Origin of the sequence: Streptomyces sp. NBC_01012 (assembly GCF_045162755.1) — a bacterium.
GTDB lineage: Bacteria > Actinomycetota > Actinomycetes > Streptomycetales > Streptomycetaceae > Streptomyces.
Genome location: NZ_CP108688.1, coordinates 6525768 through 6538280 on the forward strand (window position 1 = coordinate 6525768; position 12513 = coordinate 6538280).

Annotated in this window: 2 protein-coding genes; one reads left to right on the plus strand and one right to left on the minus strand. The window is 72.2% G+C overall.

The features are described 5' to 3' along the window. The first annotated feature begins 34 nt into the window (after positions 1-34). Positions 35-11116 carry a type I polyketide synthase gene (locus OG623_RS29310; RefSeq protein WP_406150554.1) on the plus strand — a complete coding sequence of 3694 codons (11082 nt, stop codon included), beginning with the start codon at positions 35-37 and terminating at the stop codon, positions 11114-11116. A gap of 122 nt (positions 11117-11238) precedes the next feature. Here OG623_RS29310 and OG623_RS29315 read toward each other — a convergent pair whose 3' ends face one another. After that, a complete protein-coding gene (locus OG623_RS29315) occupies positions 11239-12282 on the minus strand; it encodes a methyltransferase (RefSeq protein WP_406150555.1) in 1044 nt (347 codons plus the stop codon). Positions 12283-12513 lie beyond the last annotated feature (231 nt).

Sequence of the window (12513 nt, forward strand, 5' to 3'; positions counted from 1 at the left end):
CTCTGACACCGCAGCAAGAGCATGTGAGGCCCTGATGCCGGAAGATGACAAACTGCTCGGCTACCTGCGCCGGGTGACCGCCGATCTGCACCACACCCGGGGGCGGCTGCGTGAGATCGAGGCCGCGGCCCACGAACCGATCGCCGTCGTCGGTATGGCCTGTCGCTTCCCCGGCGGCGTCACCACCCCCGAGGAGCTCTGGCATCTCGTTCGGGACGGCGCCGACGCCATCACCCCGTTCCCGGACGACCGGGGCTGGAACACCGAGGACCTCTACGACTCCGACCCGGACGCGCCCGGACGTACCTATGTCCGCGAGGGCGGGTTCCTGCACGACGCGGGCGACTTCGACGCCGACTTCTTCGGGATCTCGCCGCGGGAGGCCGAGGCGATGGATCCCCAGCAGCGCCTGCTCCTCGAAGCGTCGTGGGAAGCCGTCGAACGGGCGGGCATCGATCCCACCTCCCTGAAGGGCCGTACCGCCGGCGTGTTCGTCGGCGCTGTCGCGCTCGACTACGGGCCGCGCCTGGACGTCGCCGACGGCCTCGAAGGACACCTGATGACCGGCACCACCACCAGCGTCGTCTCCGGTCGCATCGCCTACACGCTTGGGCTCCAGGGGCCGGCCGTCACCGTGGACACGGCCTGTTCGTCCTCGCTCGTCGCGCTGCATCTGGCCGTGCGCTCGCTGCGCCAGGGCGAGTGCGACCTCGCCCTCACCGGCGGCGTCACCGTCATGCCCACCCTGGGCACTTTCATGGGGTTCAGCCGTCAGCGCGGCCTGGCCACCGACGGCCGGTGCAAGCCCTTCTCCGCCGCCGCCGACGGCTTCGGCCCGGCGGAGGGCGCCGGCATGCTCTGCCTCGAACGGCTCTCCGACGCCCGGCGCAACGGACACCGCGTCCTGGCCGTCGTCCGTGGCACGGCCGTCAGTCAGGACGGCGCCAGCAGTGGCCTCTCCGCTCCGAGTGGTCCTGCTCAGCAGCGGGTGATCCGTGCGGCGTTGGCGGACGCGGGTCTGCATGCGTCGGATGTGGACGTGGTGGAGGCACATGGTACGGGCACGCGGCTGGGTGATCCGATCGAGGCCGGGGCGTTGCTGGCGACGTACGGGCAGGGGCGTGATCCCGAGCGGCCGTTGTGGCTGGGGTCGGTGAAGTCGAACATCGGGCACACCCAGGCCGCCGCCGGCGCCGCGGGCATCGTGAAGACCGTACTGGCCCTGCAGAACCAGGAGTTGCCCCGCACCTTGCACGCGGACGAGCCGTCACCGCATGTCGACTGGTCCGACGGCACCCTTCGCCTCCTTACCCGATCCGCCCCCTGGCTCCGGGGCGAACGGCAGCGTCGCGCTGGAGTGTCGTCGTTCGGAGTCAGTGGCACCAACGCGCACGTCATCCTCGAAGAGGCCCCGGCCGACGAGAAGATCCCGGCCGGCGAGATCCCGGCCGACGAGGAGACTCCCGCCCCCGGAGGTGCTGCCCGGACGCTCCCGGCGGTGCCCTGGGTCCTCTCCGCCAAGTCCGTGGCGGCACTGCGCGACCAGGCCGGGCGGCTCGCCGCCCACGCCGAGCTGAACCCCGCCCAGTCACCGGCTGACACGGGCCTCACCCTGGCCACCGCCCGTACCGCCTTCGACCACCGGGCCGTCCTCCTCACCCCGGAACGCACCGACGGCACGCACCTGTTGAGCAGGTACGCCTCGGGCGACGAACCCGTCGAAATCGTCTCCGGCATGGTCCACGACGGCATCGGCCCCGTCTTCGTCTTTCCGGGGCAGGGCTCGCAATGGACCGGCATGACGGTGGAACTGCTGGACGACTCACCGGTTTTCGCCCGCCGGATGGACGAGTGCGCCGCAGCGCTCGCGCCCCATCTCGACGTTCCCCTGCTGCAAGCACTGCTGGACGAAGCCGCGTTGGAGCGTGTGGAGGTCGTCCAGCCCGTGCTGTGGGCCGTGATGGTGTCGCTGGCCGCCGTGTGGGAGTCCTACGGTGTCCGCCCGGCCGCGATCGTGGGCCATTCGCAGGGCGAGATCGCCGCCGCGGTGGTGGCGGGAGCGCTGACCCTGGAGGATGGGGCACGGGTCGTCGCCCTGCGCAGCCGGGAGCTGACGGCGCTTTCCGGACGCGGCGGCGGCATGGCCTCTGTCACGGCACCGGAGGAGGACGTACGCCGCGTCGTCGACTCCCACCGAGGCACCCTGTCCGTTGCCGCGGTCAACGGACCCGCGCACATCGTGGTCTCCGGTGACGCCGACGCGCTGGATGAACTGCTCGCCGCATACGACGCCGACGGTGTGCGGGCCCGCCGCATCCCGGTCGGCTACGCCTCCCACTCGGCACACGTGGAGGAGATCCGAGCCGGTGTCGAGAACGCCGCGTCCGGAGTGTCTCCACGCCCCTCCGACGTGCCGTTCTACTCCACGGTGACCGCCCGGAAGACCGACACGGCCACGCTGGACGCCGGTTACTGGTACCGCAATCTCCGCTCCCTCGTGCGCTTCGAGGACACCGTGCGCGTCCTGCTCGACGCGGGATTCCGGCACTTCGTCGAGATCAGCCCCCATCCGGTGCTCACCCCCGGCGTGGAGCGGACCGCAGAGGACCACGGCAGCGAGGTGTCGGTCGTCGGCACGCTGCGCCGCGGCGACGCCGGGGAAAGCCGGATGCTCAGGTCCCTCGCCGAGGCCCACGTCGCCGGGACACCGGTGGACTGGGCCCGCGTCTTCGACGCGACCGGCGCGCAGCGCGTCGACCTGCCGACGTACGCCTTCCAGCGGCGCCGCCACTGGCTCGACTCGACCCCACCCGTCTCCGCCGCCGGTGGCGGTATGGAACCCGCCGGGCATCCGCTGCTCGACGCAGGCGTGCCCCTGCCCGACTGCGACGGTCACCTGTTCACCGGCCGCTGGTCCCTACGCACCCACCCCTGGCTCGCCGACCACACGGTCGTGGACCGGGTGATCGTCCCGGGCACAGCCCTCGTCGAGACTGTGCTGCGTGCGGGCGAGGCCGTCGACTGCGACCGGCTGGAAGAACTCAGCATCGAAACCCCCATCGTGCTGCCCGCGGACGGACGCCCCCTGCGCGTCCAGATCACGGTGGGCGGTCCCGAGGACGACGACGGCCGCCGGGCCGTCGGCGTGTACGTCTGCGACACCGAGGGCGTCTGGGCACGGTACGCCCGCGCCACCCTCGCAGCCACCGGCGACCACCCCGAACCCACCGGACTCGAAAGCTGGCCCCCCGCCGACGGCGCCCGCCAGATCGACACGAGTGAGTGGTATGAGCGACTCGCCGGCGCCGGACTGACTTATGGGCCCGCCTTCCGCGGGCTCGGAACTGTCTGGATCCGAGGAGAGGAGATCTACGCCGAGGTCGCCCTGCCCGACGAGGCGCGTCGGTCCGCCGACGGTTTCGGTCTGCACCCGGCGCTGTTGGACGCAGCCCTGCACGCCTGGCCGGCCCGCGCGGACGATCTCACGTCCGTCGGACTGCCGTTTCTGTGGACCGGCGTGTCCCTGTACGCCACCGGAGCCTCAAGCCTGCGCGTACGCCTGACGCCGGTCACCGGAGGCGGCATGTCGGTACTCGTGGCGGACCACGCCGGCCGACCGGTGGCGTCGGCCGAGGCCCTGGTGACCCGGCCTGTGCGGGACATCGGCGCGACGGTCGGCGACCGTACGGCCGGTGGGGGCACGCTGCACCGGGTGAAATGGACCCCCGTGCCGACGCCGGCCGCCGACGGGGCCCCGGTCCTCGCGGTTGTCGGCCCGGACGACCTCGGGCCCGGGCTCAGCAGGACCGTGTCACGCCACGACGATCTGGCCACCCTCGCCGAGCAACTGGCCGACGGCCGGTGCCCGAGGCCGGAGTATGTGCTGACGGGCATCGCCCAGGACGACCCGACGGCCCGTTCCGAAGCCGAGGGGGATACGGCCGAGGAGGCCCTGGCCGCGGCCGGCCAAGCTCTGGCGGTCGTGCAGTCCTGGCTGGCCGACGAGGCGTTCGCCGGCACCGGGACCAGGCTGGTGCTGGTCACCCGGGGAGCTGTGGCCGCCGGGGCGGGCGAGGGCGTGCCGGGCCTGGCCGCCGCGCCCGTCTGGGGCCTCGTGCGATCCGCACAGTTGGAACACCCCGGCCGATTCGTCCTGGCCGACCTCGATCACGACCCGGCCTCGCTCGCCGCCCTGCCCTCGGCCCTTGCCACCGGCGAGCCCCAACTGGCCCTCCGGCGGGGCGAGATCTCCGTCCCGCGGCTCGGTGATGTGCCGGATGCACCGGAACTGCCCGAAGGCGCCTGGAAGCTACGGACCACCCCGGGAGACGCCCTCGACGGACTCACCCCGGTCCCGTCGACGGCAGCGACCCGGCCGCTCGGAGAACGCGACGTACGTGTCGAGATCCGGGCAGCGGGCGTCAACTTCCGTGACGTGCTCATCTCCTTGGGTACGTATCCGGACGCGGAGAACGCGCTGATGGGCAGTGAGGGTGCCGGCGTGGTCGTGGAGATCGGCTCCGGCGTGACGGACGTGGCCGTCGGCGACCGGGTCATGGGGCTGGGAGGCGAGTGGTTCGGCTCGTTCACCGTGGTGGATGAGCGGGTGGTGGTGGGGGTTCCGTCGGGGTGGTCGTTCGTCGAGGCTGCTTCGGTGCCGGTGGCGTTCGTGACGGCGTTCTACGCGTTGGTGGATGTGGCGGGTGTGCGGTCGGGTGAGTCGGTGTTGGTGCATGCGGCTGCGGGTGGTGTGGGGATGGCCGCGGTGCAGTTGGCGCGGTGGTTGGGTGCTGAGGTGTGTGCGACGGCGAGTGAGTCGAAGTGGTCGGTGGTGCGGGGGTTGGGTGTGTCGGCTGATCGGATTGCTTCGTCGCGGTCGGCGGGGTTCGCGGAGGTGTTCCGGTCGGGTGTGGATGTGGTGGTGGATTCTCTGGCGGGGGAGTTGGTGGATGCGTCGTTGGGGTTGGTGCGTCCGGGGGGCCGGTTCGTGGAGCTGGGCAAGGCGGATGTGCGGGATCCGGCTGAGGTCGCCGCTGCCTATGAGGGTGTGAAGTACCGGGCGTTCGACCTGGCGGAAGCAGGACCGGACCGTATGGGGGAGATGCTGCGCGAGGTGCTCCGGCTCTTCGAGGCAGGCGTGTTGCGGCACCTGCCCACCGGAGTCCGTGATGTGCGGCGGGCTGGTGAGGCGTTCGGGTTGATGAGTCGGGCGGGGCATGTGGGGAAGTTGGTGTTGAGTGTTCCGGCCGTCGCTTCTTCTGTTTCGGGTGGTGGGGGTTGGGTGTTGGTGTCGGGTGGTTCGGGTGTGTTGGGGGGTGTGGTGGCGCGGCATTTGGTGGGTGTGTGGGGTGTGCGGCGGTTGGTGTTGTTGAGTCGTAGTGGTGATGTGGGTGGGTTGGTGGGGGAGTTGTCGGGGTGGGGTTGTGAGGTGCGGGTGGTGGTGTGTGATGTGGCGGATCGGGTGGCGTTGGGGGGTGTGGTTGCTGGGTTGCCGGGTGGTGTGTCGGGGGTGGTGCATGCGGCGGGTGTGTTGGATGACGTGGTGGTGGAGGGGTTGTCGGGGGAGCGGTTGGGGGGTGTGTTGGCGGCGAAGGTGCGGGGTGGTTGGAATTTGCATGAGGTGATGGCGGGTTCGGGTGGTTTGTTTGTGTTGTTTTCGTCGGCTGCTGGGGTTTTGGGGGCTGCGGGGCAGGCGAATTATGCGGCGGGGAATGCGTTTTTGGATGGGTTGGCGGCGTTTCGGCGGTCGCGTGGGTTGTCGGGTGTGTCGGTGGCGTGGGGGTTGTGGGAGGAGCGGAGTGTGATGACGGGGGGTCTGGAGCGGGCGGATCTGGCGCGGATGCTTCGTATGGGTGTGTTGCCGATGTCCAGCGAGGAGGGGCTGCGACTCTTCGACACCGCCGCACGGTCTCCCGAAAGCGCGGTCCTGGCCGCCCGCCTCGACGCCCGCTCCCTGGCGGCCGGTGACGCAGCCGGCCATCCCATGCTGCGCGGCCTGCTCCGGCAGCCGTCCGCGCCCCGGCGACGCAGCCTGACCGCGGCCGCCCATGGAACCGGCACCGGGGACCGGGCCACGGAGCTGCGGGACTCCCTGCTCCGGCAGCAACCGGACGGACGCCGGGCCACACTGCTCGACATGGTCCGCACCCAGGTGACCACGGTGCTCGGGCACGCGGACGCCGACGCGGTCGCGCCGGACCGGGCGTTCAAGGAACTCGGTCTCGACTCGCTCACCGCCGTCGACCTGCGCAACCGGCTGAGCACCGCCACGGGGCTGCGGCTGCCCGCGACGCTGGCCTTCGACCACCCCGACTGCTCAGCCCTCGCCGGACACCTCCTCGCCGAAATCCTCGGAGCGGAGCACACAGCCGCCGACCCCGGTCCGTACGGCCACGAGGCTTCCGGAACGTACCCGGACGACGACCCGATCGCCATCGTCGGCATGGCGTGCCGCTACCCCGGAGGCGTCGCCACCCCGGAGGACCTGTGGCGGCTCGTCGACTCCGGCGGCGACGCCATCGGCCCGCTCCCCGCCGACCGGGGCTGGGACCTCGACGCCCTGTACGACCCCGACCCGGACACCCCCGGCCGTGCCTACGTCCGGGAGGGCGGCTTCCTGCACGACGCCGGGCGCTTCGACGCGGAGTTCTTCGGTATCTCACCGGTGGAGGCCCTGGCCACCGACCCCCAGCAGCGGTTGCTCCTCGAAACGGGCTGGGAGGCCGTCGAGCGGGCCGGTATCGTCCCGGCGACCCTGCGCGGCAGCCGGACCGGGGTGTTCGTCGGCTCGCACTACCAGGAGTACGGCCCCCGCCTGCACCAGGCCGGACAGGGCATCGAAGGCCACCTCATCACCGGCACGGCCGGCAGCGTGGTGTCCGGGCGGATCGCGTACGTCCTGGGTCTCGAAGGCCCGGCCGTCACCGTGGACACCGCCTGCTCGTCGTCTCTCGTGGCCGTGCACATGGCGGTGCGGGCGCTGCGGGCCGGAGAGTGTGACCTCGCGCTGGCCGGGGGAGTCGCGGTGATGCCGGGGCCCGGTGCTCTCATGGGCTTCAGCCGCCAGCGCGGCCTGGCGCCGGACGGGCGCTGCAAGCCGTTCGCCGACGCGGCGGACGGGACCTCCCTCGCCGAGGGTGTGGGCGTCCTGCTGGTGGAACGGCTCTCGGACGCCCGCCGCCACGGACACCAGGTCCTCGCCCTGGTCCGCGGGACGGCGACCAACCAGGACGGCGCCTCCAACGGGCTCTCCGCGCCCAACGGACCGTCCCAGCAGCGCGTCATCCGCGCCGCCCTGGCCGACGCCCGCCTGACGACCTCCGACATCGATGCCGTGGAGGCGCACGGCACCGGCACCCGGCTCGGCGACCCGATCGAAGCGCAGGCCGTCCTGGCCACCTACGGCGCCGACCGCGCCGCCGGTGCGGTTCCGGTACGGCTCGGTTCGGTGAAGTCCAACATCGGTCACACCCAGGCCGCCGCCGGGGCGGCCGGCATCATCAAGATGGTGCACGCGCTCCACCACGGCGTACTGCCCCGCTCCCTGCACCTCGACAAGCCGTCGGACCACGTCGACTGGACGAGCGGCGCCGTCGAGCTGCTGCGTGACCCTGTGGCCTGGCCTGCCACCGACCGGATCAGGCGCGCCGGCGTGTCCTCCTTCGGTATCAGCGGCACCAACGCCCACGTGATCATCGAGGAAGCTCCCCGGCAGGAGCTCGGTCCCGCCGCCGACTCCCCGGGGGACGCGTCAGAGCCGGCCGGCACCGTGCCATGGGTACTCTCCGGGCGTTCCCCGGGAGCGTTGCGCTCCCAGGCGCGCCACCTCCTCGCGCACCTGCGGCAGCGGCCGGCCGACGCCATGCCCTCCCCCCGCGACCTGGCCGTCGCGCTCGCGACCCGGCGCTCGCTCTTCGCGCACCGGGCCGTCGTCACCGGTGAACGCCACGAGGAGCTCGAATCGGGACTGCAGGCGCTCGCCGCAGGCGGGCCCGCGCCCCATCTGGTGACGGGCGGCCCACCGACCGGGCGTACGGCGGTCCTGTTCACCGGACAGGGCAGCCAGCGCCCAGGGATGGCCGGAGAGCTGCACCGCACCCATCCGGTCTTCGCCGCCGCCTTCGACACCGTCTGTGCCCGCTTCGACACCCTGCTTCCCGACGAACCGCCGCTGCGGGACGTCGTCTTCGACACAGGCGAGACGGCCGCGCACACCCTCACCGGAACGCTCCACGCCCAGTGCGCACTGTTCGCGGTCGAAGTCGCGCTGTACCGGCTCCTTGCCTCCTGGGGCATGCGCCCCGGGATGGTCGCGGGCCACTCCGTCGGCGAGATCACCGCGGCCCATGTCGCCGGTGCGCTCACCCTCGCCGACGCGTGCACACTCGTCGCCGCCCGTGGCCGGCTCATGCGCGATCTGCCCGAAGGCGGCTCGATGGTCGCCGTGCGGCTACCCGAGAGCGAGGTCGAGCCGTTGCTGGCCGGCCATGCCCACGAGGTAGGTCTGGCCGCCGTCAACGGCCCCGACTCGGTCGTCCTCTCCGGAGCCGAGGACGCCGTCGCCGAGATCGTCACCCAGCTCGAGGAGCGCGGTGTGCGGACCCGTCGGCTGACGGTGTCCCACGCCTTCCACTCGCCGCTCATGGAACCGGTCCTGGCCCCACTGCGCGCCGAACTGTCCGACCTCGCCTGCACCGTGCCCGAGATCCCGGTCATGTCCCATCTGACGGGCCGGTTCCTGCCCATGGACCGTCCGGTGGAGCCGGAGCACTGGGTACGGCACGTGCGCGAGCCGGTCCGCTTCGCCGACGGAATCGCCGCGCTGGCCGCCCGAGGCGTGACCACCTTCCTCGAGATCGGTCCCGACGCCGTACTGTCCGCGGTGGGCCAGGACAGCGCCCCCCAAGCCGAGTTCGTCCCGACGCTGCGCGCCGACGAGGGCGAGGCCGCCGCCGTGACACGGGCGGCCGGGCAGCTCTTCGCACGCGGCGCCGACATCGACTGGACCGCCGCACTCGCCGTCCCGAACGGTGTGCCTCGTGCGGTGGAGCTGCCTACGTACGCCTTCCAGCGGGCCGACTACTGGCTGCCCTCGGACGGCCCGTCCATAAACGGCGATCCCCGGTGCCCCGCCGGCCGGCCGGGCGCCCTTCTCCACGCTGCCGACGATGCGGCACTCGCCGCGGAACTCGGCCTGGGAGACGCCGGGTCGACGAACGCGTTGCTGCCGATCCTGGCCGCCTACCGCCGTCGGCGCGAGGAGGAGAGCCGCATCGACGGCTGGTGCCACCGCGTGGCCTGGACGGCGGCCACCGTCCCTCCGTCCGCACCGGCCGGCACCTGGCTCCTTCCCGTTTCCGCGGAGCAGGCATCCGACCCGTGGGTCACCGGCCTGGTGACGGCACTCCGCGCCGAAGGCACGAATCCGGTCCTCGTGCCCGTCAGCTCGGGCGACGAAGCACCGGCCGCACAGCTCCGCGCCGCGGCGGACGATGCCGGTGCCGTCTCCGGCGTACTGTCCCTGCTGCCCCTCGCTCCCGGACGGCACCCGGCCCATGACGCGGTGCCGATGGGCGCCGCGCTCACCCTGGCGCTCCTGCGTGCCCTGGAGGAGAACGGCAGCCGCCTCCCCGTATGGCACGCCACGCGTTCCGCGGCGGCGGTCGGCGCTGCCGAGCGGGTCCTTCACCCGGAACAGCTCGGAGTGCAGGCGCTCGGACGCGTCGCCGTCCTGGAGTCCTCAGGGCACTGGAGGGGCACGGTCGACCTGCCCGGGCGGATCGACGGCTGGACCGGCAGCCGGCTCGCCGCCGTGCTGGCGTACAGCGCGGCCGACGGCGGGGACGGGAGCGGCGAGGAATACGAGAGGGACATCGCGGTCCGCGGCGCCGGTCTCTTCGCCCGCCGCATCGTCCAGGCACCCGGCATCACACCCGCGGGCACCACACCGGCCGGCCCCTCCGCCCCCTCTCGGCCGCCCGGGGGCACGGTCCTCGTCACCGACGGGGGCGGACCCCTCGCCCGACAGATCGCGCTGCACCTCGCCCGCGGTGGGGCCGAACGCCTTCTGCTCGTCCGCCACCCCGACCGGCAGAGCCCGGACGCCACCGACGGGCTGCGAGCCGAACTCACCACGCTCGGCGCGCGCGCCGACATCGTCGTCCGCGACCTCGGCGACCGCGCCGAGGCAGCCGCCCTGCTGGACGGCATCCCCGCGACCGGCCCGCTGACCGTGGTCGTGCCCACCGTCCCCTCATCCGACAGCGGCACGCTCGCCCAACAGACCGTCACCGGGCTCCAGGAGGCCCTGCGAACCGACGCCCGGGCAGCTCGGAACCTGCACGACCTCACCCGTGACCGGGCCGATCCTGCCTTCTTCGTTCTCCTCACCACCCTCACCGCTGCCGTCGGCGCTCCCCGGCAGGGCGGACAGGCCCTGTCCGACGCCCTCCTGGACGCCCTGGCCGTGGAGCGCCGAGCAGCCGGACTGCCCGTGACCCGCGTGGCCCGTGGGCCGTGGGCCGGTGCCGCGGAGGACACCGGGGCCCGTGACGACGGCCTGGTCCCGATGAGCCCTGACCTCGCCCTGCGAGCCCTCGACCGGGCCGTCGGTGCCCAGGAGACCGGGCTCGCCGTCTTCGACGCGGACTGGCAGCGTCTGGCGACCCACGTCGCCGCCACCTCCGCAGCCCGGCCGCTGGCCAGGCTGTTCGACGGCGTCCCTGCCCTGCACGACGCGGTACGAAGCGCCGGCACCGTGCGCGAGGACTCCTACGCCCCGCACCCGGACGAGTACCTGCGCCGCCTGAGGGCGCTGCCCGCCGAGGAACGGAGCGGCGAGATGCTGCGGCTCGTGCGCACCCAGGTCGCGCTGGTGCTGGGCCACGACACCGATGACGTGGTGGCCCCCGACCGCAGCTTCGTCGAGATGGGCTTCGACTCGCTCACCGCGACCCGTCTGCGCAACCGGCTCGGCGCCGCGACGGGTCTGCAGATCAGCGCGGCCACCGTCCTCGACTGCCCCACCCCGGACACCCTGGCCGACCACCTGCTCGAACTCTGCACGGGCCCGCGCGCCCGGCCGCGCCCCCGACTGCGCCCCCGGAAGCGCGACTGACACCCATCGGTCCCGGCACGCCACCGGGACCGGCACGCCACCGAGACCGGCACGGACACCGAAGCACCGACACGGCGGCGGGGCCGGCCCGGAGGCCGGCCCCGCTCCTTCGTCCCGGACGGTCAGCGTTTGACGCCCAGGCTCAGCCCGTGCTCGTACGGCAGCCCCGGAACGGTACCGACGTCCTCGAACCCGGCCTCGCACAACCACCGTTCGTAGTCGCGTGCCGGATAGGCCATGCCCTGGCCACTGGCCAGCACATTGAAGTACAGCCCGAGACGGGCGCCGAAGACTCCGTCGGTCTCGTCGTCGGAGACGTTGTAGCCGTACACCACGACCCTGCCGCCCGTGGGCAGCGCGTCGTAGGCCTTCCTCATGAGGAGCAGGATCGCGTCCTCGTCGAAGATCTCCAGCACATGGCTGAACAGCACGGCGTCCGGCCCCTCGGGGAACGGATCGGTGAACATGTCGCCGGGCGTCACACTCACCCGGTCGGGCTGCGCCTCCGCGTCGGAGGCGAGCCGGGAGACGCTCGGCATGTCGAACACCGTCGTCCTGAGCTTCGGATGACGGGCGACCAGCCGCGCCGATGTGCTACCGTCCCCGCCGCCCACGTCGAGGACGTGCCGTACGTCCCCGAAGACCGGCTGCTCGATCAGCGCGTCCACCGAACGGAGCGTGAAAGCGGTCATGGCCCGGTGGAAGACCTCCTCCAGAGGAGGATTGCGGGACAGCCGTCCGTACAGCGTCGGCTCGTCACCGGGGTGGGCGGCCAGAGCGGTGTTGGTGCCAGCCCGCAGCGCCGTCGTCATGTCCGCGAACGCGGGATAGTAGACCTCCTTCCAGCCGGTCAGGATGTGACTCCAGCTGTCCGGTTCCTCGTCCGCTGCCAGCAGGTCCTCAGCGACGGACGAATTGTGGTAGGCACCGTTCCGGCGTTCCAGCAGACCCGTCGTACAGACCGCCTGGAGCAACACCCGGAGCTGGTGCGCCGGCAGACCGCAGAACGACCGGATCTCCGCCGCGCTCGCGCCGGGACTCCCCGACAGGAATGCGAAGATCCTCAACTCGGCCGCAGTGGTGACGGCGTTGAACAACGCCGGAGCGTTGACGAGGAAGTGGAAGCGTTCGAGGACCGGATCGTCTTTCTGGGCGGCGTTATTCATCGTTCTCCCGGGAAGGAAGGGCGTCAGCCGGCACGCCACGGTGGTCCCGGCACGCTAGGCGGGCGAAAACCCAACGACAACGACGATCCCCGCCGTTACGGACACATGGCCGCCCGCGCGCGGACGACCGGCACCGCCGTCGGGTGCCGCACCGCCGACGCCGCTCGTAACTGTGGCTCCCACCGATGCTGCGGACCCCAGCTCCTCAGCACCATCTCTACTGCCCGCACA